At 70.0% G+C, this 23,327-nt stretch carries 18 protein-coding genes and 1 riboswitch; of the genes, 9 read left to right on the top strand and 9 right to left on the bottom strand.

Going from position 1 to position 23,327, the window contains the following annotated elements; translation table 11 throughout:
* Positions 1-41: 41 nt before the first annotated feature.
* From AC1RRF_RS10500 to AC1RRF_RS10485, 4 genes are all read right to left on the bottom strand, one after another.
* Positions 42-593, bottom strand: a complete 552-nt coding sequence (locus AC1RRF_RS10500; RefSeq protein ID WP_492834382.1) for a CC0125/CC1285 family lipoprotein — start codon at positions 591-593, stop codon at positions 42-44.
* Between the two features lie 82 nt (positions 594-675).
* The gene (locus AC1RRF_RS10495) at positions 676-1,308 is read right to left on the bottom strand and encodes a LysE family translocator (RefSeq protein WP_492834381.1); all 633 of its coding nucleotides are present in this window, start codon (positions 1,306-1,308) and stop codon (positions 676-678) included.
* Positions 1,309-1,352: 44 nt separating this feature from the next.
* Positions 1,353-1,952, bottom strand: coding sequence for a hypothetical protein (locus AC1RRF_RS10490; RefSeq protein ID WP_492834380.1), 600 nt, complete (start codon positions 1,950-1,952; stop codon positions 1,353-1,355).
* 77 nt (positions 1,953-2,029) lie between these two features.
* Positions 2,030-2,491 (bottom strand): translation initiation factor IF-2, encoded by a 462-nt coding sequence (locus AC1RRF_RS10485; protein ID WP_492834379.1) that lies wholly within the window; start codon positions 2,489-2,491, stop codon positions 2,030-2,032.
* Between the two features lie 190 nt (positions 2,492-2,681).
* Between AC1RRF_RS10485 and AC1RRF_RS10480 the strand changes: the two genes are divergently transcribed.
* Positions 2,682-3,965: a PQQ-dependent sugar dehydrogenase gene (locus AC1RRF_RS10480; protein ID WP_492834378.1), complete on the top strand. Its 1,284-nt coding sequence runs from the start codon at positions 2,682-2,684 to the stop codon at positions 3,963-3,965.
* A gap of 9 nt (positions 3,966-3,974) precedes the next feature.
* On the opposite strand, the gene AC1RRF_RS10475 is transcribed toward AC1RRF_RS10480, so the two are convergent.
* On the bottom strand, positions 3,975-5,207 hold the full coding sequence (locus AC1RRF_RS10475; protein ID WP_492834377.1) for an argininosuccinate synthase: 1,233 nt from the start codon (positions 5,205-5,207) through the stop codon (positions 3,975-3,977).
* A gap of 333 nt (positions 5,208-5,540) precedes the next feature.
* On the opposite strand from AC1RRF_RS10475, the gene AC1RRF_RS10470 reads away from it, so the two are divergent.
* A complete protein-coding gene (locus AC1RRF_RS10470; RefSeq protein ID WP_492834376.1) occupies positions 5,541-6,437 on the top strand; it encodes an aldo/keto reductase in 897 nt (298 codons plus the stop codon).
* Here AC1RRF_RS10470 and AC1RRF_RS10465 read toward each other — a convergent pair.
* Together AC1RRF_RS10465 and AC1RRF_RS10460 are read right to left on the bottom strand one after the other, a co-directional pair.
* On the bottom strand, positions 6,421-8,256 hold the full coding sequence (locus AC1RRF_RS10465; RefSeq protein ID WP_492834375.1) for a TonB-dependent receptor plug domain-containing protein: 1,836 nt from the start codon (positions 8,254-8,256) through the stop codon (positions 6,421-6,423). The two genes, AC1RRF_RS10470 and AC1RRF_RS10465, sit on opposite strands and share 17 nt — an antisense overlap.
* 144 nt (positions 8,257-8,400) lie before the next feature.
* A riboswitch (cobalamin riboswitch) is annotated at positions 8,401-8,592 on the bottom strand.
* A 24-nt stretch (positions 8,593-8,616) separates the two neighbouring features.
* Complete coding sequence (locus AC1RRF_RS10460) at positions 8,617-9,465, bottom strand: hypothetical protein (protein WP_492834374.1); 849 nt, start codon at positions 9,463-9,465, stop codon at positions 8,617-8,619.
* Between the two features lie 92 nt (positions 9,466-9,557).
* Between AC1RRF_RS10460 and mutS the strand changes: the two genes are divergently transcribed.
* From mutS to AC1RRF_RS10435, 5 genes are all read left to right on the top strand, one after another.
* Positions 9,558-12,269: a DNA mismatch repair protein MutS gene (gene mutS / locus AC1RRF_RS10455; RefSeq protein WP_492834373.1), complete on the top strand. Its 2,712-nt coding sequence runs from the start codon at positions 9,558-9,560 to the stop codon at positions 12,267-12,269.
* Complete coding sequence (gene glnD, locus AC1RRF_RS10450; RefSeq protein WP_492834372.1) at positions 12,266-14,944, top strand: [protein-PII] uridylyltransferase; 2,679 nt, start codon at positions 12,266-12,268, stop codon at positions 14,942-14,944. The genes mutS and glnD overlap by 4 nt, the downstream gene beginning before the upstream one ends.
* Before the next feature lie 30 nt (positions 14,945-14,974).
* Positions 14,975-16,570 (top strand): murein biosynthesis integral membrane protein MurJ, encoded by a 1,596-nt coding sequence (murJ, locus tag AC1RRF_RS10445; protein ID WP_492834371.1) that lies wholly within the window; start codon positions 14,975-14,977, stop codon positions 16,568-16,570.
* A gap of 144 nt (positions 16,571-16,714) precedes the next feature.
* The gene (gene trpS, locus AC1RRF_RS10440) at positions 16,715-17,764 is read left to right on the top strand and encodes a tryptophan--tRNA ligase (protein ID WP_492834370.1); all 1,050 of its coding nucleotides are present in this window, start codon (positions 16,715-16,717) and stop codon (positions 17,762-17,764) included.
* A gap of 66 nt (positions 17,765-17,830) precedes the next feature.
* On the top strand, positions 17,831-18,511 hold the full coding sequence (locus AC1RRF_RS10435) for a GNAT family N-acetyltransferase (RefSeq protein WP_492834369.1): 681 nt from the start codon (positions 17,831-17,833) through the stop codon (positions 18,509-18,511).
* On the opposite strand, the gene AC1RRF_RS10430 is transcribed toward AC1RRF_RS10435, so the two are convergent.
* A complete protein-coding gene (locus AC1RRF_RS10430) occupies positions 18,504-19,889 on the bottom strand; it encodes an RsmB/NOP family class I SAM-dependent RNA methyltransferase (protein ID WP_492834368.1) in 1,386 nt (461 codons plus the stop codon). The two genes, AC1RRF_RS10435 and AC1RRF_RS10430, sit on opposite strands and share 8 nt — an antisense overlap.
* A complete protein-coding gene (locus AC1RRF_RS10425; protein ID WP_492834367.1) occupies positions 19,886-21,874 on the bottom strand; it encodes a potassium transporter Kup in 1,989 nt (662 codons plus the stop codon). The genes AC1RRF_RS10430 and AC1RRF_RS10425 overlap by 4 nt, the downstream gene beginning before the upstream one ends.
* 159 nt (positions 21,875-22,033) lie before the next feature.
* On the opposite strand from AC1RRF_RS10425, the gene AC1RRF_RS10420 reads away from it, so the two are divergent.
* The gene (locus tag AC1RRF_RS10420) at positions 22,034-22,504 is read left to right on the top strand and encodes an Rrf2 family transcriptional regulator (protein WP_492834366.1); all 471 of its coding nucleotides are present in this window, start codon (positions 22,034-22,036) and stop codon (positions 22,502-22,504) included.
* A 7-nt stretch (positions 22,505-22,511) separates the two neighbouring features.
* The gene (locus AC1RRF_RS10415; protein ID WP_492834365.1) at positions 22,512-23,318 is read left to right on the top strand and encodes an SDR family NAD(P)-dependent oxidoreductase; all 807 of its coding nucleotides are present in this window, start codon (positions 22,512-22,514) and stop codon (positions 23,316-23,318) included.
* Positions 23,319-23,327: the final 9 nt, after the last annotated feature.

The raw sequence follows: 23,327 nt of genomic DNA, 5'->3' as shown, positions 1-23,327 counted from the left end.
GATCGACCGGCGGGGCCTTCTTCATCTCAGGCTTGGAGACCTCAGGCGCGCGGAACGCGAGGACCCAGGTTGTTGACCACCTCGCGGGCGTCGAAGGCGTTCGGATCGCCGGCCGGCTTGGAGCCGCGGCCGAAGACGATCTCGGCGGTGGCTTCGAAGCGGTCGATCTCGCGGACGTCGAAGTCCGGGCCGAACGGATCGCGGTAGCCCCACGGGCTCCACAGGCCGCGGCGGTAGTAGCGCCATGACGGACCCCAGAACGGGCTGTACCGGTCATAATAGAAGGGGTCCGGCGAGCCCGTCAGGCGCACGTCGCGGTCGGTGGCGCGGTTGACGGTGGCGAACCAGTCATGGCCGCTTTCCAGCGTCAGCTCGGCCGCGCGCAACAGCAGCGACATTTCGACCTGCTCGCGCGAGGTCACCGAATTGCCGGCGAAGCTGACGCGGTAGCGGTCGGCGTCGACGCGTTGCTCGGAATAGCCGTAGCGGTTCTGCGGGCCGGCCGGACCATAGGGGGTGGCCGTGGCGCAGGCCGACAGGGCGAGGGCCGCCGCCGTCGCCAACAACACGGGCTTCAGGAAACGGATGTTCATGGGATGCTCCTTGACGCGTCACTACGCGCCCTGACGGCTGAACGGGACATGAACGGCGCCGGTTCCCGCACCCGGCAAGCCGTTATAAACGTGAAAGAATAAGCACGGCGGCGGCGAGCAGCAAGGCGCCCGTCAGGAAGGCGAACCCCTTGCGGAAGCGGGGTTCGGACATGCGCCGGGCCAGCGCTGCCCCACCTAGACCGTAGGCGGACATGCTGAGCACGTCCATGCCGATCGTGGCCACGGCGAACAGGGCCAGCTGCGGCGCGGCGGGCCGGTTCACGTCCAGGAAGGGTGGCAGGACGGCGGTGAAGAACAGAACCGCCTTGGGATTGGCGATCTGCACCATGAAGCCGTCGACGACGGCGCTGCGGCCCATCTTCACGGTCGGAGCGTTGGGCTGGGCGGCGGTGGCGAAGGCGCCGCGCCAGGCGCGATAGCCCAACCAGGCGACATAGAGCGCCCCGGCCACCGAGATGATGCGGAAGACCTGCGGAAAGGCGACCACCAGGGCGCCGAGACCGAGCGCGGCGGCGCCGAACCAGACCAGGGTGGCGGCGTTCATGCCGACGACGCCCAGCAGCGCGCCGGCCTTGCCCCTCTGCACGCCGTTGGCGACCGAGAAGACATTGGCCGGGCCCGGGGTGATCGCCATCACGGCCATCACGCCCAGGAAGGTCGCATACAGATGCGGATCGACGGGCAGACTGGCCATGGCCCGATGTCGGGCCGCGACCGGTTGCGGTCAAGCCGTGAGGATCAGCGGGCGTCTTTTTTGGGGGCCGACGCGGACGGCGCGGCGGGCGCCGCCTCGACGGGGGTGTCGAGATGGACGCTGATCTCGCCGTCGCTCGCTTCGTCGATGGCGTCGAGCGCCTCGCCGGCGGCGTACTCGGCCATCAGGCCGTAGGTGGCCATGTGTTCGGGATCGTTCGAGGCCCAGGCGCCGTTGGCCGCCATGCCGCCCGCGACCCGCAGGGCGCCGGACTCCTCCACGGCATTCATGGCTTCGGCGACAATGCCCTCGATATCGAGCCCGGCAAGCGCCGAGCCGGCGATGGCGCCGACGTGTTCCGAGACCGAGGCGGTGAAAGCGGCCACGTCAGGCTGGTACTCGGTCCAGAGGGCGGCGATCCGAACCTTCTTCTGTTCGTCGGTCAGGCTGGCGTCGTCGGAAATGGCCTCGGCGCGCTCGCCATAGGCGTCCATGCGGGCCTCGAAGCGCTCGGCGGCGGCCTCGATGGCCGCTTCAGCGGCGTCTTCCGCAGACGTCTGCGGAGCGGTCTGCGGATTGGCCGCGAGCGCCGCCGACAGCGGCAGGACGGCGAGGGCGGCGGCGAGGGAGAGGGCCTTGATCATCGAACGGCTCCGGGGAAGGGCAGACCCGAAGGTCTGCCCAACGCCGTTCGACCTCAAGTGAAATCGCCGTAAGGCGCTTACTGCGCCGGGGCTGGGGCCGGCGCCGCCGCGGTCAGGGCCTGGGCGATGCCAGCGCGCATCTGCTCGGGAATGCTGCGGATCGCGGCCGGAGCGGCGTTGGCGGCGTTTACGATTTCGTCGCGGCGGGCCGCGTTTTCGGGCTTGTCGGCCATGGCGCGCAGGAAGGTCTCAAGATCAGCGGCGAAGGCGTTAATCTCGGTCGCGTGACGGTCGATGATGGCGTTGGTTTCGGTCGCCTTGGTCGCGTTGTCCTTGGCGGTGTCCGACATCACCGCTTCCAGCTCTTCGCCGACTTCTTCCATGGAGGCCTGGAAGGCCCGGCCCTTGGCCTCCATGGCCGCTTCCTCGGGCGACTGGGCGGGCGCGGCGGCGGCGGGCGGGGCCGGCGGCGCGGTCTGGGCCAGCACGGGGGTGGCGATGAGGGCGGTCGAAACGGCCAGGATCAGGCGCAGGGACATGGGTCTTCCATCGAAACAAAAGGCCACGGCGGCCCGTTCGAGCCACCGTGGCGCATTTCCGTGTCGCTGACGAGACGGCTTTTGCGGCTTAGCTTCAACCGGCGTCTCGGGCGTTCCGCCGGTCTGGTCGCATAGGGGCCTTGATGACGAGACGCCTTTTGCGTTCCGCCGCGCCGGACTAGGGTCGGCCATGCGCCGTTCGGCCCTGATCCTGTCCGCCCTGTTCGCCGTCGTCGCGGCCCCGCCCGTGGCCGGTCAGTCCGCCCCGCGCACCTATGCGATTCAAGGCGACTGCGGCGGCCGGCCGGCGACCCTCGTCGGCATGGCGCAGGGTTATTGTCTCGGTCTCGTCTGGCAGCGGAGCACCGCCGAGGGGCCGCGCATGCCCCGGACCCTGTTCGAGCTCGACGACGGCGACTGGTTGGTGGCGGATCTCGGAACCTGGGACGCCGGGCACGGCGCGCTCTGGCGGCTGTCGACGGCCTCGGACCAACCGCGATGGACGCGGCTGCTGGCGGGTTTGTCCATGCCGCACACGATCGCGCGCGGTCCGGACGGACGCCTCTACCTCGCCGAGATGAGCCGGATCTTCGCGTTCGACCCTGCCCGGCCCGATCGCACGACCGCCGTGGTCGAGGGTCTGCCCGACAACCGGCTGCACGAGAACCGACACCCCCTGTCGAGCTTCATCTTCGACACCGACGGCGCGCTTCTGGTCAATGTCGGGGCGCCGTCGGATCGGTGCCTGGACGCCCGTGGCGCGCCGCGGCGGAACGCCGGAGGCCTGTGCGCCGAGGACGACGACCAGGCCATGGTGCGGCGTTACGCCTATCTCGGCGACGGCCGCTGGAGCACGGACTGGACGCCCTGGGCGACGGGCCTGAGGAACTCTGTCGCAATGGTGAGACACCCTTCGGGCGCGGTCTACCAGGCAGAGAACTCCGTCGACCTGACGACGCCGGACCGGCCCTTCGACGAGATCAACCGACTGACGCGGGGCAGCGACCACGGCTGGCCCTATTGCACCGACATGGCGACGGCGATGCCGGGCTGGACCGCTCGTCAGGCGCGTTGCCGGGAGCAGACCGCGCCCGTGTCCTTGCTGCCGCCCCACGCCGCGCCGTTGTCGATGCTCTACTACGACGGGGCCATGTTCCCCGAGCTACGGGGCCGCATGCTGATGAGCTGGCACGGCTACCGGCGGGCGGCGGGCCGGGTCGTGGCGATCGAGACCGATGCGGAAGGCGCGCCCCTGACGGACAGGCGGGCGCGCTACGCCGTCTATCCGCGCGGCTCCATGCCCTATCCGGCCGACGCGCCGGCTCCTCGGGCCCGGGTGCTGACGCCGGCGTGGAACGCGCAAGCGGGGCGCCATCCCATGGGGGCGCCGGTCGGCCTGGCCGTGGCGCGCGACGGCTCGATCTGGATCGCGGATGACCGCAACGCGGCCATCCTCAGGATCGCGCGGCCTTAGCCTAGAGCCTTAGCCGTTGCGCTTGTCGCGCTTGCCCAGCACGCGCAGGCGCAGGGCGTTCAGCTTGATGAAGCCCTCGGCGTCGTGGTGGTCGTAGGCCTGGACGCCTTCCTCGAAGGTCACCAGGTCCTGATCGTACAGGCTCTGGGGGCTCTCGCGGCCGATGATCGAGACATTGCCCTTGTAGAGCTTGATGCGGACCGTGCCGCTGACCTTGGCCTGCGAGTGGTCGATGGCGGCCTGCAGCATCTCGCGCTCGGGCGAGAACCAAAAGCCGTTGTAGATCAGGTGGGCGTATTTGACCGCCAGTTCGTCCTTCAGGTGCATCGCGCCGCGGTCGAGGGTGATCGACTCGATGCCGCGGTGGGCGGCCAGCAGGATGGTGCCGCCCGGGGTCTCGTAGACGCCGCGCGACTTCATGCCGACGAAGCGGTTCTCGACCAGGTCGAGACGGCCGACGCCGTTGTCGTGGCCCAGCTCGTTCAGCTTGGCCAGGATCGTGGCGGGGGACATCGCCACGCCGTCGATGGAGACCGCGTCGCCCTTCTCGAAGCCCATGGTGAAGATGGTCGCCTGATCGGGTGCGTCTTCCGGGGCGATGGTGCGTTGGTGAACGAACTCGGGCGCCTCGACCGCCGGGTCCTCCAGGACTTTGCCTTCCGAGGAGGAGTGCAGCAGGTTGGCGTCGACCGAGAAGGGCGCCTCGCCGCGCTTGTCCTTGGAGATCGGGATCTGGTGCTTCTCGGCGAAGTCCAGCAGGGCCTCGCGGCTGCGGAACTCCCATTCGCGCCAGGGGGCGATGACGTGGATGTCCGGATCCAGGGCGTAGTAGCCCAGCTCGAAGCGGACCTGGTCGTTGCCCTTGCCGGTGGCACCGTGACAGACGGCGTCGGCGCCGACCATCTTGGCGATCTCGATCTGGCGCTTGGCGATCAGCGGCCGCGCGATCGAGGTGCCCAGCAGATACTGGCCCTCATAGACGGTGTTGGCGCGGAACATCGGGAAGACGAAGTCGCGCACGAATTCCTCGCGCAGGTCGTCGATGAAGATGTTCTCGGGCTTGATGCCCATCTTCAGCGCCTTCTCGCGCGCTGGGCCCAGTTCCTCGCCCTGGCCCAGATCGGCCGTGAAGGTGATGACCTCGGCGTTATACTCGATCTGCAGCCACTTCAGGATGATCGAAGTGTCCAGGCCGCCCGAATAGGCCAGCACGACTTTCTTGGGAGCGGAGGACGACGACATGGGGCAGAATCCTTCGGCGAACGCGGGGAGGCGTTCCTCTTTGCGCGCGCTTAAAGGACCAGACGCCCCGCGATGCAAGGGCGGGATTGGGGCGAGCGCTCCGCTTTCACGTCACGGCGGCCGCGGCGTGGTTTTCAAAGGCCACGCCTGAATGACGTTTCCGCGAAATTTCCTGTGGATTTCCGGCCTTCCCGAGAGGCCGAGCAAGCCATACCGATTGGGGTCAAGAGCTTGAATTAAGGCTGGTTTGCGGCCCTACCAGCGTTCGTCCGGTAAGATTCAGTCAAGGTCCTGGAAGGGCGGTCTTAAGCTTTCACGCTGCAAGGTCCGGCAGTGATCCCGAACCGCGCCCCGTCTCCGGTCGAAAAGCTGGCTCTCGCCGTCGTGCACCAGCCCGAACGCGCCATGCCCGCTCCCGCCGGCGCGCGCGAGGAGGCCCTGCGGTTCCTGCTCCAGACCGCCGCCGACGCCGGCGTCACCGTGGTGGCGACCAGGCCGGACGGCGACGGCGAGCGCTGGCTGGGTCAGGCCTGGCCCTTCCCGTCGCCCTTCAAGGTCACCGTGCGCACCGTCTCCATCGAGGAGGGCGTCGACCGGGTCGAGGCCCGCGCCCGCCGCTCGCTGGAACGCATGGGCCTGCCGCGCGGCGACACCTTGCTGGCGTCGAACGCCACTGACCTGGTCGGGGCCGAGGGCCGCGCCCTGTGGGACCGCATGCAGTCGCTCAAGGACCGGGGCCTGTTCCGCCGCATCGGCTTTTGCGCCACCGTCGAGGACGGTCCGGCTCTGCTGGCCCGCCGCTTCCAGCCGGACGTGGTCCAGCTGCCGTGCAGTCTGCTGGATCAGCGGGTCCACCGCTCGGGCACCTTGGACGAAATCGCCGAACTGGGCGCCGACATCCACCTGTCGTCGGTGTTCGCCGGCGGCCTGCTGTTCATGAGCGGCGACGCCCTTCCGGCCGAGATGGCGCATCACGCGCCGCAGCTGTCGCGCATCCGCCGTCGCCTCGCCGAGGCCCGCGTCGATCCGATGCAGGCGACGCTCGCCTACACCCTGGGCCTGCCGCAGATCGCCGCCGTGGTGGCCAGCGCCGCCTCGGCCGCCGAACTGCGCGCCGTGGTGGCCGCCGCCCACGCGCCGGCGCCGGCGCTGGACTGGCAGAGCCTGCAGCTCGAGCACCCGGCCGCCGTAGCGGCCGGGCCTCGCGCGCGGATCAGTAGCGCAGCCTGATCCCGACATAGCCCGAACGTCCGGGCTCGCCGTATCCCAGCACCTGTTGATAGTGCTTGTCGGCCAGGTTCTCGATCCGTGCCGTCAGGGTGACGTTGTCGGTCAGGACGTAGGCCGCGTTCAGGTTCGCCGTGACGAAGCTGTCGCGGACCGGGGCGTTGGCCGAGTTGGTGTCCGGCTGGTCGCCTTCGGCCCGCACGGTCAGGGCGCCCGACAGGCGATCGCCGGTCCAGCCCAGGGTCGCCGAGCCCGAATGCTCGGGGATCCGGGCCAGTGCGCGGCCGTTGCTCTCGTCCTTCGCATCGGTCCAGGCGTAGGCCAGGCTCAGATCGAAGCCGCCGCCCAGGAGGGCCCGACCTTCCAGCTCGACCCCGTCCGTCGCCGTCTCGGCGAGGTTGATGTAGTAGCTGTCGAAGGTGACCGTATCGAAGAAGTAGGTGATCTGGTCCTCCACCGAGAGGTGGTAGGCGGTCGCCCGGCCCTCGATGCGGCCGTCGGCCGAACGCCAGCCGATGGCGGCCTCAAAGCCTTCCGCCTTTTCCGGACGCAGGGTCGGGAAGGGGATCGACGAGAAGCAGAAATCGCACACCGCCTGGCTGACCGACGGAGCCTTGAAGCCCGTGCCGTAGGCGCCCGACAGGGTGAAGCCGTAACCGAAGTCCCACGCGGCCGAGATGCGCCCGGTGGTCTTGGAGCCGAAGTCGTCGGTGTCGTCGAAGCGCAGGCCGCCGGTGACGCTCAGGGCGTCGGTGAGCTGATAGCGGCCCGTGCCGAAGACCGAAGTGGTCCCCAGGTCGACCTTGGCGCCGGTCGAGATGCTGCCTTCGCTCTCTTCACGCTCGACGCCGAAGGCGTAGGTGGCGGCGCCGGTCTCGCCGTTGGCCTGCCAGCGGTAGGCCTGGCGGTCGGCTTCGAAGACCGAACCGAAGGCGCTGAAGGTCTCGCGCTCGATATTCGACGCCGAGACGCTGAACTGGTGGTCCAGGCCGAGGGCGTCGACGCTGGCGCGGGCGACGCCCGACCATTGTTCCGATTCCGAGCGGTCGCTGTTGTCTGAGACCGGGAAGCCGTTATCCAGATCGGCTTCGCTGCGCGACCAGCGGGCCGAACCGTCCAGCTTCACCGTCGGGGAGACGGCGTAGCGGCCGCGAACGCCCACGGTGGTGTTCTCGAAGCCATCGGCCTCGGGGTTGCCGTTGGCTTCGTCGGCGACGGAGATGCCGTCGGTGGTGAAGCGCGAGACATAGCCGCCCAGCGCCCAGGTCTCATTGGCCACGCCGCCGGCGAGGCGGCCGCGCACGGTGCCGAAGCTGCCGGCCTCGGCCTCGGCGCGAACGCCGTCGATTTCCTTCGTCGTGAAGGCGATCACGCCGCCGATGGCGTCGGAGCCCCACAGCGAGGACTGCGGACCGGACAGGACTTCGATGCGCTCGATGTCGCCCAGGTCGAAGCCCGAGAAATCATAGGCGCCGTTGGGTTCGGCCGCGTCGTTGACCGGGGCGCCGTCGACCAGCACCAGGGTCTTGCCCGGGGTGGCGCCGCGCATGCGGATCTGGGCGACGCCCCCGAAAGCGCCCGAACGGGTCACGGACAGGCCGGGGACGTCGGCCAGGATGTCGGCGGCGAAGACGGCGCCGCGCTGTTCGATGGTGCGGCTGTCGATGACGCGGGCGCCGGGCGTGTCGGCGACGATGGAGGGAATGCGGGTGGCGGTGACCACGATCTCGGGCAGGGAATCGTCCCGCGCCTCCTGGGCGAAGGCGGGACCGGCGAAGGCCGCGGCCATGGCCGCGGTGGAAAGCAGAATGGAGCGCTTCATGAGCGAAAACCCCGTACGGGCCCCGCGAATGCGCGCGAGAGGCCTCATGTGAGCGAACCGATCCGCCGAACCCGAAGGTCCGGACGGCGCAAGATCGGGTCGCTGCGACGGAAGTCCCCGCGCCTCTGCCTGGTCCCGGACAGCGGCGAGCGACGGTGGCGGCCAGGTCTCCTGGCTTGCGGGTCGACAATCGAAGCCCTCGCCTTCCCAGTCCCTCGAGGGAGGAACCAGTGGCGCCGGAGCAAGCTCCGGGCGGACAGCGATCTCGCCGCCTACAGTTGCGGGCACAGCCACGGTTTCACACCGTGTTCCCTTAACCGCCGACGCGGCTTGTCGCAGTGCAGCGACGCTTGTGCAAGGTCAGGCGGCGTCGTCGTTGCGCAGATGATCAAGGTAGACACGCCAACCTTGGACGGCCGCCTGTCGCTCGGCCTGCGTGCTTCCGTTGTAGATGGAGCCGAAGTCCTCATTCGTGAGTTGGTTCAGAACAGCGGCCAGAGCCTCAGTCATGACATCGGGTCCGTAATGACGAATGCCTTCGAAGGCGTTGGACGCATCGTTCACGAGGGAGATTTGCGGCTCCGGCAGGCGGCGTCTGTCATCCATCTGCTCGATGATGGCGGGCACGGCTTCCGGGCCGAGTGCGATCAAGCGATCAAAGAGGTGTTGTTGCCGGCTCGGTCCACTCCGCCTTTCGTCACCTGATGCGGGCGACAGGGCGATGATGGCCTCGATGATGGCCTGCACCTCGGCGTAATGCGGGACCGATGTGTCGCGCCGCCAACGCGCGAGCACGCCGGCTTGCCTTGAAATCTCCGTTTCGACCGCCGCGACGGATTCCGCATCGGCCGGACGGAAGGCGGTGGGCGTATCGCCGGCGAAATAGAGACGGCCTTCGCTGCGCAGGGCGAACACAAGAGATCGAGAGCTGTCGGCGGCCCGCATCTGCTCCAGAGCCGGCGCGTACGGACGGGGGTCCGAGTACCACTGCAGTTTCGGGTGTGCGCCGACTTCCCCCTTCAACGCTGTGAAGTCTCTCAGCGGCAGGGAAACGTAGGTTCTTGGCGGCGGGGCGGCAGGGATGTCCACCGACGCCAGGACAATCAGATCGGACTGGGCGACCAGTTTCCAGAGAGGCGGTTCCTCCGCCATCGCCGGCAAGGCCGAGACCGCCAGAATGAACATCGAAGCAAGGCCGCGCAGGATCATGGCTGAACAATGCATTCAGTTGTGAGCCGAGGTAAAGGACGCCCTATTCCGCTTGAGCCGTTCCCGGCATTCCTTCACCTTGCGCCGCTCTCATGAACGCTCCCCTCGCTCACCCGCCGCACGCCGACGCCGTCCCGTCCCTGGAGGGCGCGACGCCGTTCATGGCCCAGTATCTGACGGCCAAGGCCGGGCAGCCGGACGCCATCCTGTTCTTCCGCATGGGCGACTTCTACGAGCTGTTCTTCAAGGACGCCGAGATCGCCGCCGCCGCCCTGGGCATCACCCTGACCAAGCGGGGCAAGCACAACGGCGACGACATCCCCATGGCCGGGGTGCCGGTGCATGCGCTGGACGGCTATCTGGCCCGGCTGATCCGGCAGGGATTCAAGGCGGCCATCTGCGAACAGCTGGAAGATCCGGCCGAGGCCAAGAAGCGCGGCGGCAAGGCGGTCGTGCATCGCGGCGTCGTGCGGGTGGTCACGCCGGGCACCCTGACCGAGGATTCGCTGCTGGACGCGCGGGGCGCCAACCGGCTGGCCGCCGTGGCGGTGCGCAAGGGCCGGGCGGCGGTGGCCGTGGTCGAACTGTCCGCCGGGGCCGTGGACGTCGTGGCCTGTTCGCTGGACGACCTGGGCGCGACCCTGTCGTCCTTCCGGCCTTCCGAGGTGCTGGTCCCCGACCGCCTGTTCTCGGACGAGGCGACCAAGGACGCGCTGAACGGCTCCGGCGGCGTGGTCCAGGCCCTGCCGCAGGCGCTGGCCGAGCCGGTCGGGGCCAAGGTCCGGGTCGAGCGCCTTTACGGGGTGGCCTCGCTGGACGGCTTCGGCGCCTTCGAGGAGGCGGAGGTCTCGGCCCTGGGCCTGATCGCCGCCTATCTGGAGACGACCCAGGCGGGCAAGATTCCGGCCCTGACCCCGCCGCGCCGCACCGGCGACACGGGCTTCCTGGCCATCGATCCGGCGACACGCCTGAGCCTCGAGATCGACCGGACGCAGCGCGGCGAGCGCGAGGGTTCGCTGCTGGCCTCGATCGACCGCACGGTGACCTCGGGGGGCGCCCGGGCGCTGGCCGAGCGGGTGGCGCGCCCGCTGCGCGATCCCGTCGCCATCAATCATGGACTCGACGCGGTCGAATGGCTGCTGGAGCGCCGTGACCTGCGCCGCGACCTGCGCGACGGGCTGAAGGCGTCGTCGGACGTGGCCCGGGCCGTGTCGCGGCTGGTGCTGGGCCGGGGCGGACCGCGCGATCTGGCCGGCATCCGCAACGGCCTGTCGATCGCCGAGGGCATCGCCGGCCTGTTCCCGCCGGTCGCCGATCCGCTGACCGGCCCGCCGCCGCGCATCGCCGCCTGCGTCGACCGCCTGACCCTGACCCCCGACCTGGGGCGGCTGCTGGTCGATCTGGCCGAAGGGCTGGTCGCCGAGCCGCCGCATCTGGCGCGCGACGGCGGCTTCGTGAACCCCGACTTCCGCCCCGAGCTGGATGAGGCGCGTCGCCTGCGCGACGACAGCCGCCGGGTCGTGGCCGACCTGGAGGCGCGCGCGGTCGCCGAGTCCGGCGTGGCCTTCAAGATCAAGCACAACGCCGTGCTGGGCTATTTCCTGGAGACCAGCGCTAAGGCCGCCGAGCCCCTGCTGCGGCCCACCGGCGAAAGCCCATTCATCCATCGCCAGACCCTGGCCAACCAGGTCCGCTTCACGACGGTGGAGCTGTCGGAACTGGATGCGAAGATCAGCCAGGCCGGACACCGGTCGCTGGCCATCGAGGGCGAGACCTTCGAGATTTGGCGGCGCACGGTCCAGTCGCTGGCCCAGCCGCTGCAGGCCGTGGCCGAGGCGCTGGCCGAGCTCGACGCCCACGCCGCGCTGGCGGAATGGGCGCAGGAGGTCGGGGCGGTGCGTCCCCACGTCGACGACACCCTCTGCTTCGAGGTCGCCGCCGGGCGGCACCCGGTGGTCGAGGCGGCGGTGAAGGCCGCGGGTGATCCCTATACGCCCAACGACTGCCGTCTGGACGGCTCCGGCGTCGCGGGCGCGCGCCTGTCGATCGTCACCGGGCCGAACATGGCCGGTAAGTCGACCTTCCTGCGCCAGAACGCCCTGCTGGTGGTGCTGGCCCAGGCCGGGGCCTTCGTGCCCGCCAAATCGATGCGGCTGGGCGTGGTCGACCGGCTGTTCAGCCGCGTCGGGGCGGGCGACGATCTGGCGCGCGGACGGTCCACCTTCATGATGGAGATGGTCGAGACCGCCGCCATCCTGACCCAGGCGACGGAGCGCAGCTTCGTGGTGCTGGACGAGATCGGCCGCGGCACCGCCACCTATGACGGCCTGGCCATCGCCTGGGCCACCACGGAGGCGCTGCACGACCGCAATCGCGCCCGCACCCTGTTCGCCACCCACTACCACGAGCTGGCGGTGCTGGAGACGCGGCTGGCCCACGTCTGCAACCTGTCCATGCGGGCCAAGGAGTGGAACGGCGAGCTGGTCTTCCTGCACGAGGCCGCGCCGGGCGCCGCCGACCGCTCCTATGGCGTGCAGGTGGCCCGACTGGCGGGCGTGCCGGGACCGGTCGTCGCCCGCGCCCGCGAGGTTCTGGATCGGCTGGAGGGCGAGAAGACCGCCGGCGCCAATCTCACCGACCTGCCTCTGTTCGCCATGGCCGAACCGGCCGCGCCCGAGCCGGCCCGGCCCTCGATGGTCGAGGATGCGCTGAAGGGCATCGAGCCGGACGAACTGAGCCCGCGCGAGGCGCTGGAGGCCCTGTATCGCCTCAAGGGATTGGCCAAAGGGCCGGCAAGCCGGTGAACCCGACCCTCGACGCGCGGCTGGCCGAGACGGCCGGGGCGTCCGATGTGCGCAGGGCCGTGGCGGCGATCCTTCGCGAGAGCTGGGATGCGGGCCGGGCGAAGGCGGCGCGGCGGCTGGAGGCCGGCGGCGAGGGCGTCGAGGTCGCGCGGCTCTACGCCGCCGCCGCCGACGACATGCTGACCGCCCTGTGGCGCTTCACCACCGACGTCCTCTATCCGGCTCCCAATCCCACCGAAGCCGAGCGGCTGAGTTTGATCGCCGTGGGCGGCTACGGGCGTGGCGTGATGGCGCCCTTCTCGGACCTGGACCTGCTGTTCCTGCGCCCCTGGAAGTCGATTCCGCGCAGCGAACAGGTGATCGAGTTCATGCTCTACGTCCTGTGGGACCTGGGCGTGAAGGTCGGTCAGGCGGCGCGGTCGGTCGATGAGTCTCTGGCGCTGGCCAAGACCGACATGATGGTCCGCACCACCCTGCTGGAGGCCCGCCCCCTGGCCGGGGACGAGCGGCTGGCCGACGACTTCATCGCCCGCTTCCGCGCCTTCGTGGTCAAGGCCGATCCGCGCCCCTTCATCGCCGCCAAGCTGGAGGAGCGGGATGTCCGCCACCAGAAGACCGGTGCGGTGCGCTATAGGGTCGAGCCCAACGTCAAGGACGGCAAGGGCGGGCTGCGCGATCTGAACACCCTGTTCTGGATCGCCCGTTCACTGGCGCCCGAGAGCCCGCTGGGCGCGCGGGTCATGGACGACCTGCTGACCCCGCGCGAACGGCGGACGTTCGAGGAATCCTTCGACTTCCTGTGGCGCACCCGGGCTCACCTGCACCTGCTGGCGGGACGGGCCGAGGAGAAGCTCACCTTCGACCTGCAGCCCGAGGTGGCTCGCCGGATGGGCTGGCAGGGGCGGGGGGACGAGCCGGCGGTGGAGCGGTTCATGCGCCGCTATTTCATCGTCGCACGGGATGTAGGCGCCCTGACCCGGGCCACCTCGGCCAAGCTGGAGGCGCGCCACCAGAAGCCGACGATGAGCCTGTCCAGACTGATTCCTGGCCGGAAGCGCAACCTGGGGGTTGAGGGCTTCGTGGAGGTCTCGGGCCGGCTGTCCGTGATCGGGCCGGAGGTGTTCGCCGGGGACCCGGCCAAGCTGCTGATCCTGTTCCGCACCGCCGACGAACACGATCTGGATCTGCATCCCGACGCCTTCTCGGCGGTGACGCGGTCGCTGTCGCTGGTCACCCCGTCGCTGCGCCGCGACGCCGAGGCGACCCGCGCGTTCCTGGACATTCTGACGGGGCAGCGGCCCTATCGCGTGCTGACGCTGATGAACGAGACAGGCCTGCTGGGCCGGTTCCTGCCCGAATGGGGGCGGATCGTCGGCCAGACCCAGTTCAACATGTATCACGCCTATACGGTCGACGAGCACACGCTGCAGGCCATCGGCATCATCAACGACATCTGGCGCGGCAAGCTTTCGGCCGAGCATCCCAGTGCGACCGAAATCGTCCACCGCATCGACGATTTCGAGGCCCTGATGCTGGCCATGCTGCTGCATGACGTCGGCAAGGGCGGCGACCGGGGGCAGCTGGAGGACGGGGCGATCGCCGCGCGGCGCGCCTGCGACCGGCTGGGCATCGACCCGCGCCGGACCGAGTTCGTGGTCTGGCTGGTGCGCAATCACCTCGCCCTCAGCGACTACGCCCAGAAGCGCGACGTGTCCGACCCCGCGACGGTGCGGGCCTTCGCCGAACTGGTCGGCGACCCCGAACGGCTGCGGACCCTGTTGGTGCTGACGGTGGCCGACATCCGGGCCGTTGGGCCCGGCGTCTGGAACGGCTGGAAGGGGCAGCTGATGCGCGACCTGTATCAGCGCACCGAGGGGGTGTTCCGGGGCGAGGACGTGACCCGCGCCGATCCGCTGGCCGACTTCCCCGATCTGGTCGCCCGGGCCGGCGCCTCGGGCGCGGCGGCGAGCATCGTCGCCGAGCGCAAGAACGACGAGGGCAGCGAGCCCCTGGCCGCCGCCCGCGTCGCCGTGGCGGCCAAGGACCGGCCGGGCCTGTTCGCCGATCTGGCGGCGGCGCTGGCGGCGGGCGGAGCGGACGTGGTCGGCGCCCGGGTGGCCACAGCCGAGGACGGCACGGCGCTGGACGTGTTCGAACTGCAGGACGGGTCGGGCGCGCCCTATGGCCAGGCCGAGCCGCGCCGGCTGACCCGGCTGGTGGCGGCGCTGGAAAGCGCGGCCCGGGGGGATCGGTCCGCCCCGCCGCCCGAGCCCCAGCCCAATCCGCGCCGCGCCGCCTTCGATGTACGACCGGTGGTGTTGATCGATCTGGACGAAAGCCCGGACGCGGCGGTGATCGAACTGTCGGGCGCCGACCGTCCCGGCCTGCTGGCCGAGCTGTCCCGCATGCTGACGGACCACGGCCTGTCGATCCGCTCGGCCCATATCGCCGGCTTCGGCGAGCGGGCGGTGGACAGCTTCTACGTCACGGACGCGAAGGGCGGACGCCCTCAGCCGGGCGCGAAGCTGGAGCGGCTTCGCGCCGAGCTGGAGGCAGTGCTGGACCGTCGCGACGCCAACAGCCGCTCGGTTTCCGCGCCCGTTCGCGCCAGCCTGCGCGACGTCTCCGAATTCGGCCGGAAACGGCCCGTATCGCCTCGCCCGGAAGCACGCTAAGCGTCGGCTGATCCGACATTCGAGTTCACGATGAGCCTCGCCCGAAACACCCTGGTGCAAGCGACCCTGACCCTGGGGAGCCGCCTTCTGGGCTTCGCCCGCGATCTGGTCCTGTCGGCGCGTTTCGGCCAGGGGCCGATGATGGACGCCTTCACCACGGCGTTGATGCTGCCCAACATGTTCCGGCGTCTGTTCGCCGAGGGCGCCTTCGCCCAGGCCTTCGTGCCGATCTACGGCGGGGTGCGCGAACGCGAGGGCGAGGAGGCCGCCGCCGTCACGGCCTCCGAGGCGCTCAGCTTCATGTTCGCCGTCGTCGCCGGCTTCTGCATCCTGCTGCAGGTGCTGATGCCGTGGATCATGCCGGTGCTGCTGTCGGCCTGGAAGGACGACGCCGGGGTGATGCACGCCGCCGTCACCGCCGCCCAGCTGACCATGCCCTACCTGGCCTGCATGACCATCGCCTCCCTGCTGTCGGGCGTGCTGAACACCAGCGGTCGGTTCGCCCTGTCGGCCGGGGTGCCGGTGTTCCTGAACCTGTGCACCCTCGCGCCCCTGCTGGCGCCCAGCCTGATCCCGATGAGCCAGCCGGACACCCTGCTGGCCGTCAGCGCGGCGGTTACCGTCTCGGGCGTGCTGCAGGCGGGGCTGCTGTGGTGGGGCGTGCGCCGGCTCGGCGTCCGGCTGAAGCTGTCGTGGCCGCGCCTGACGGCCGGGGTCAAGAAGACCCTGGCCCTGGCCATTCCCGGCGTCCTGGCCGGCGGCGCCCTGCAGATCAACTCTGTCGTCAGCCAGTTCCTGACCGGATCGAACGAGGGCGCCCGGTCGGTGCTGTACAACGCCGACCGCCTGTATCAGCTGCCGCTGGGCCTCGTCGGCGTGGCCATCGGCCTGGCCCTGGTGCCGCGCCTGACCCGGGCCTTCGTGCAGGGCGACCATGAGGGCGGGCGCAAGACGCTGGATGACGGCATCACCCTGTCGATGGCCTTCACCCTGCCCGCGGCGGTGGCCCTGTTCGTCATTCCCTTCTTCATCATCGACGCCACCGTCACGCGCGGCGCCTTCACCAGCGCCGACGCGGCCCGCACCGCAGATGTGCTGCGCCAGTTCGCCTGGGGCGTGCCGGCCTTCGTGCTGGCCAAGGTCCTGACCCCGCCCTTCTTCGCCCGCCAGGACACGCGCCGGCCGATGATCTTCGCCGTGACCTCGGTGGGGATCACCGTGGTGGTCGGTTCCAGTCTGTTCTTCCTGCTTCAGTCCATGGGCGCCGACGGCGTGCTGGGGCTGGCGATCGCCACCAGCCTGTCGGCCTGGATCAATGTCGCCCTGCTGGGCGGGACCCTGATCCGGGAAAAGGCGTGGCGGGCCACCACGCCCTTCCTATCGCGCCTGTCGCGGGTGCTGCTGGCCAGCGCCGTCATGGCGGCGGGCCTGCTGGCGGCGGGGATCGGCTACCAGATCCTGAGCCAGGTCTTCCTCGCCAAGGAGGTCGCTGTGGTGGCCGTCTGCGGCCTCGGCGCGGTGGTCTACGGGGTCTGTCTGATCGCCTTCCGGGCCGTCAGCCTGTCCGAACTGAAGGCGGTGCTGCGCCGCGAGCCGGGCGCCTCCATCTCCTCCGGTCTGGACTGACCGCCAGCGAGACGATAAGCGCGATGGAAATGACGATTTCGGGACAGACCTTCACCGCCGGCCGATGGCGCGGCTGACCTTCTCCGGCGCCTTTCCGCGCGCGCTGTCGCGCGCCTGATCCAGATTTCCTCCCGAGTACCGACCATGACCGATTCCACCCCGGCCCAGACCGTTCCGGCCTATGACGGCCCGCGCCGCATCCTGTCCGGCATCCAGGCCTCCGGCGCCCTCCACCTGGGCAACTATCTCGGCGCCCTGAAGCGCTTCACCCAGCTGCAGGACACGGGCGCGCCCTGCTTCCTGTTCGTCGCGGACCTGCACGCCGTCACCGTTTGGCAGGACCCGGCCCTGCTGACCGCCCAGACGCGCGAGATCGCCGCCGCCTACCTGGCCTCGGGCCTGGATCCGGCCAGGTCGGTGATCTTCCCGCAGTCGGCGGTGCGCGCCCACACCGAACTGGCCTGGATCTTCAACTGCGTCGCCCGTCTCGGCTGGCTCGACCGGATGACCCAGTTCAAGGAGAAGTCGGGCAAGCACAAGGAGCGCTCGTCGGTGGGCCTGTACACCTATCCGGTGCTGCAGGCGGCCGACATCCTGCTCTACAAGGCCACCGAGGTGCCGACCGGCGAGGACCAGAAGCAGCACCTGGAACTGACCCGCGACATCGCCGCCAAGTTCAACAACGACTTCGGCGTCCCGGGCTACTTCCCCCTGCCCGAGCCCCTGACCCAGGGCCCGGCCCCGCGGGTCATGAGCCTGCGCGACGGGGCGGCCAAGATGAGCAAGTCCGATCCGTCAGACGCCTCGCGCATCAATCTGACCGACGACGCCGACACCATCGTGGCCAAGATCCGCCGCGCCAAGACCGACCCTGACGCCCTGCCGGAAACGGTCGAGGGGTTGGAGGGCCGCGCCGAGGCCAAGAACCTGGTGACGATCTACGCCGCCCTGGCCGACGAGACCCGGGAGCAGGTGCTGCGCGAATGGGGCGGCAAGGGCTTCGGCGCCTTCAAGCCCGCCCTGGCCGAACTGGCCGTGGCCTCCATGGCCCCGGTCACCGCCGAGATGCGCCGCCTGATGGCGGATACGGCCGAGATCGACCGCGTCCTCAAGGACGGCGCCGAACGCGCGGCGGAAATCGCCGATCCGGTGGTGGACGAGGTCAAGAAGATCGTGGGTTTCTGGCGCGCGTGACGGCGATTTCCGGACCCCGCGTCCTGCGGGGTCTGGCGAACGCCGTCGGGGCGATTAGGTAGGGGCATGTCCTCGAACCATCCGCTCGACCGCGCCGTCTGGAACGCCCTGTCCACCCGTCAGGCGCCGCTCTCGATCCGTGGGGGCGGCGTGCTGCGGTTCGATCCGGCCTACGCCCTGTTCGCCGCCGCCGGACCGGACGCGACAGCCGACGACTGGGTCGCCCTGGCCCGCGAGACCGGCCGGGTCGCCCTGTTCGAGACCGATGCGGCGGCGCCGCGCGGGCTGGTCGAGGTCGACCGGATCGACTGCCTGCAAATGACGGCGACGGCCATGAACGCCGGCGGCCGGGAGGTCGCGTTCGAGGCCCTGACCGATGCGGACGGGCCCGAGATGCTGGCGATGGCCTCGCTGACGCAACCGGGGCCGTTCTTCTCCAGGACCCATCTGCTCGGCCCCTTCATCGGCATCCGGCATGACGGGGCGCTGGTGGCCATGGCCGGCGAGCGGCTGAGCCTGGAGGGCTTCAGCGAGGTCAGCGGCGTCTGCACCCACCCCGACCATCGCGGGCACGGCTATGCGGGGGCGCTGATGCGGGCCGTGGGCCAACGTATTCTGGATCGGGGCGACACGGTCTTCCTGCACGCCCGCATCGGGCACACGGCCACCATCGCCTTCTATGAGACGTTGGGCTTCCAGCCCCGGATCAAGCCCAGCTATGTGGTGATGGAGCCGGCGCTCAGCTGACGCGGTCCAGCCGGGCGACGAAGAAGCCGTCCAGCCCGCCCTTTTCCGCCCACATGGACGGCAGGATGCGCAGCCAGCCCTCGGGGGTCAGCGCCTCGTCCGGCGCGCCGACCTCGGCGGGGACGGCGGGGACGGTCCGGAAGGCCGGATTGCGACGCAGGAAGGCGATGATCTGGGTCTCGCCCTCTTCGCGCTCCAGCGAACAGACGCAATAGACCATGCGCCCGCCCGGCTTCACCCGCTCGGCGGCGGCGTCCAACAGGCGATGCTGCACGTCGGCCAGCTTGGCGACCTCGGCCGGCTTGGTGGCGCGCAGGACCTCGGGATTGCGGCGGAAGGTGCCGGTGGCCGTGCAGGGCGCGTCCAGCAGGACGGCGTCGAAGGCGCGGTCGTCCTCCCAGTCCTCGGCCGGGGTGACCACGATCTCGGCCTCCAGCCCGGTGCGCTCCAGATTGGCGCGCAGGCGCTTCAGGCGGGTGTCCGACCGATCCAGAGCCACGACGGAAGCGCCCGAAGCGGCCAGTTGCAGGGTCTTGCCGCCCGGCGCGGCGCAGAGGTCAATGATGGATTCCCCGGCCTTGGGGGCCAGCAGACGGACGGGGACGGCGGCGGCGGCGTCCTGCACCCACCAGGTCCCGTCCTCGAAGCCCGGCCAGGTCGCCACGTCGCCGCGACGGCCGGTGCGGACGGTTCCGCCCGGCAGGGCTTCGCCTTCGACCAGGGCGGCCACTTCGGCGGGATCGGCCTCCGGCTTGACGCTGAGGTCCGTCGCCGGCTCCTCGCGCGCGGCCAGCGCCAGGGCGGTCAGACCGGCCTCGCCCCACGTCGCTTTCCAGCGGGCGGCCAGCCATTCGGGCAGGTTGCTCTCGGCCGTGGTCAGGCCCGGACCGTCGCGGCCGACGCCACGCAGCACGGCGTTGACCAGGTTCTTGTAGGGCCGGGTCTTGGGATCGCGCTCGGCCAGCTTCACCGCCGTCGACACCGCCGCGAAGGCCGGAGTCTCCAGCACCAGGGTCTGGGCCAGGGCGACGCGCAGGATGGTGCGGATGGCCAGCGGCGGCGCCTTCTGCAGGCGGCGGTCCAGGATCTGGTCGATCTCGCCCAGGCGGCGCAGGGCGGCCATGGCCACGGCGCGGGCGAAGGCGCGGTCGGGGCCTTCCAGCGAGGCCACCTCACGGAAGTTCAGGGCGGCGTCCAGACCGCCCCGGCCTTCCAGCGCCGCGTTCAGCAGCACGCCGGCGGCCAGGCGGGCCTCGACGCCGATATCGGCGGCCTCGTCGCGCGGGGCGTCCACCCGCGGCGGACGGGGGCCGCGCGCCTTGTCGGCCATGCGGCGCCCGCGGGAGGCCGAGTTCCGGCCGGTGTCACGTCCGGTCATACGGAAACCTGTGTGCCCAACTCGACCACGCGGCCGGGCGGGATGTGGAAGAAGTCGGTCGGGTTGGCGGCGTTGCGCATCAGGAAGATGAACAGCCGGTCTTGCCACATCGGCATGCCCTCGGTGGCCGAGGCGATGACCGAGCGGCGACCGAGGAAGAAGCTCGTCGACATGATGTCGAACTTCAAACCCTGTTTGCGGCACACGCCCAGCGCCTTGGGCACATTGGGCTGCTCCATGAAGCCGTAGGAGATGACCAGCTTCTTGAAGTCGTCGGAGATCGGCTCGATCGAGACCCGGTTGGCCGGATCGACGCGCGGCCGGTCCGTGGTGCGCACGGTCAGGATGACGTTCTTCTCGTGCAGCACCTTGTTGTGCTTGAGGTTGTGCATCAGGGCCACCGGGGCGATGTCCGGGTCGCTGGTCAGGAAGATGGCCGTGCCCGGGGCGCGGTGCGGCGGGCGGGCGCGCAGCATCTCGATCAGGTCGAGCAGCGGCAGGCTGTCCTTGCGGGTCTTGGCCGACAGGATCTGGGTGCCGCGCACCCAGGTCCACATCAGCAGCACCAGGGCCGCGCCCAGCACCAGCGGCATCCAGGCGCCCTGCGGGATCTTCAGCAGGTTGGAGGTCAGGAAGACGCTGTCGATGAAGCCGAACGGGATCAGGCAGCCCAGCACGGCCCAGATCGGCCAGTTCCACTTCTTGGTGATGACGAACCAGGCCATCAGTGTGTTGATCAGCATCACCCCGGTCACCGCCACGCCATAGGCGGCGGTCAGGTTGTGCGAGCTCTGGAACACGAACAGCAGCACCAGAACCCCGATCATCAGCAGGCTGTTGACCGCCGGCACGAAGATCTGGCCCGCCTGGCTTTCCGAGGTGTTCAGGATCTGGATGCGAGGCAGCAGGCCCAGCTGGACCGCCTGTTGGGTCACCGAGAAGGCGCCGGTGATGACGGCCTGCGAGGCGATCACCGTGGCCGCCGTGGCGAGCGCCAGCATCGGCCAGTAGATGACCTGCGGCACCATGCTCCAGAACGGGTTCTCGGCGGCGCCGGGGTGAGCGAGGATCAGGGCGCCCTGGCCGAGGTAGTTCAGCGTCAGGCAGGGCAGGACGAAATACAGCCAGCCGGCGCGGATCGGCGCCTTGCCGAAATGGCCCATGTCCGCATACAGCGCCTCGGCGCCGGTCACCGCCAGGAAGACGCTGCCCAGGATGACGAAGCCCAGGAAGCCGTCGTTGAGCAGCAGCTGAACCCCGTAGTGGGGCGACAGGGCGCGCAGGATCGAGACGTCGTCGAAGATGTGGATCAGGCCCAGCACGCCCAGGCTCAGGAACCAGACAGCGGTGATCGGGCCGAAATACTTGGCCAGGCCGGCCGTGCCCCGGGCCTGCAGCAGGAACAGGGCGACCAGGATGCCGGCGGCGACCGGCACGATGAAGGGATCCAGGGCTCCGCCGATGCCGGGGGCCTCCTTGACCCCCTCGATGGCGGAAAGCACCGAGATGGCGGGGGTGATGATGCCGTCGCCGTAGAACAGGGCGGCGCCGCAGACGCCGAGCAGGAAGATCAGGGCGCTGCGTCGGCCGATGGCGTGCTGGGCCAGGGCCATCAGGGCCAGGGTGCCGCCCTCGCCCTTGTTGTCCGCGCGCATGAGGAAGAAGACGTATTTGAACGTCACCACCACCATCAGCGCCCAGAAGGCCAGCGAGACCACGCCGATCACGGCCAGGTCGCCGCCGACGCCGTCGCGGGCATGGGCGATCGCTTCGCGCAGGGCGTAGAGCGGGCTGGTGCCGATGTCGCCGAAGACGACGCCGATGGCGCCGATGATCAGACCGAACTTGCCCATCTTGCCGACGGCGTGGCCGTGCCCGTGCATCTCCGCCTGCGAAGGCGGGGTCTGGGCGGCGGCGCTGTCGGTGCTGGACGGCTGGCTGGCGGCGTTCGCGCCATCTTCAGCTTGGGGAGAGGCCCCGGCCATGAAGTTCCTCCGGGGCTCCGCTCAACGCGGCCCCATCAAAAGAGCCGCGAGCCTTTAGGCTCTTTCATTGGGCGATTCAATCGTGCTGCAGGTGCGAAGGCTACGTCGGTTTGTGAAACGCCCTGCGAATGCCTATCTTGGGGTCTGAAACGAGGGCCCATGTCCGACAGCCAACGCTTTCCCGTCGCCGCCCACTCCCTGGCCTATCTGGCCCACAAGGGCGCCTATTCGGCCGCCGACGCCGCGCCCAGCGCGGTGTTGGCCGCTTCCGTGCCGACCAATCCCGTCGTCGTGCGCCGGGTGACCGCCCTGCTGGCCAAGGCCGGCCTGATCGCCACCCGTCCCGGCGCGTCCGGCGGGGCCTGGCTGCTGCGCCGTCCGGAGGATATCCGGCTGGATGAGGTGCTGGCCGCCGTGAACGGCTGCGCCCATATCGGCTCGCCGCCCGCGGGGGCCAAGGGTTGTCCGGTCAGCGAGCATATTCCGCGTCAGGTGGCCAAGGCCCTGACCGCCGCCGAACTGGCCGCGGCGGACGCCCTGTCCAAGGTCACCATCGCCGATCTGCTGGCTGAGAACCCGCCTTCGCTGGCGGCTTTCACGCCGCACAAGTCCTGCCCCGTCGCGGCCTGATCCGCGCGTGAACCCCGGCCGGCGCCGCACCGTCCTGATCACCGGAGCCTCCGCGGGCATCGGCGCGGCCTTGGCCCGCGTCTACGCCGCCGAGGGCTGGGACCTGGTCCTGACCGCGCGCCGTGAAGGTCCTCTGGAAGCGCTGGCCGAGGACCTGCGGCGCGTCGGCTCGGCCGTCACCGTCATTCCGGAAGACCTCGCCGATCCGGAGGCGCCGCGCCGCCTGTTCGACGCCCTGGCCCTGCGCGGGATCGAGGTCGACGGGCTGGTCAACAACGCGGGCTTCAGCCGGACCGCCGGCTTCCTCAACACCGATCCGGCGGCGCATGCGGCGATGATCCGGGTCATGCTGACGGCGCCGATCGAGCTGGCCCGGCTGTTCGCGCCCGACATGGTCGCCCGCAGTCATGGCCGCATCCTCAATGTGGCGTCGCTGGCCGGGCAGATGCCCGCCACCGGCGGGGACACCCTGTACGGGCCGATCAAGAGCTTCCTGATCAAGGCGTCGCAGGGGCTGCACCTGGAGCTCAGGGACACGGGGGTGCACGTCACGGCCCTGTGCCCCGGCTACACCCTGACCGAGTTTCACGACGTCAACGGCACCCGCGACGAGGTCTCGACCGCCTATCCGGCCTGGATGTGGCAGACCGCCGACCATGTCGCCCGCGTCGGCTACGACGCCGTCGAGGCCAACCGGCCCAAGGTGACGCCGGGGGCCATGAACAATGTGCTGGCCAGCCTGGCCAAGCACCTGCCTGACCGCATCGCCCTGAACATGGTCGGCGGCCACGCCAAGCGGCTGAAGCGAATCTGAGGCTTCGGG

This window comes from Brevundimonas sp. GW821-FHT12C05 (assembly GCF_058807475.1).
Note: the sequence above shows the minus strand (reverse complement) of the source record. Positions and strands in the feature narration are given on the sequence as shown.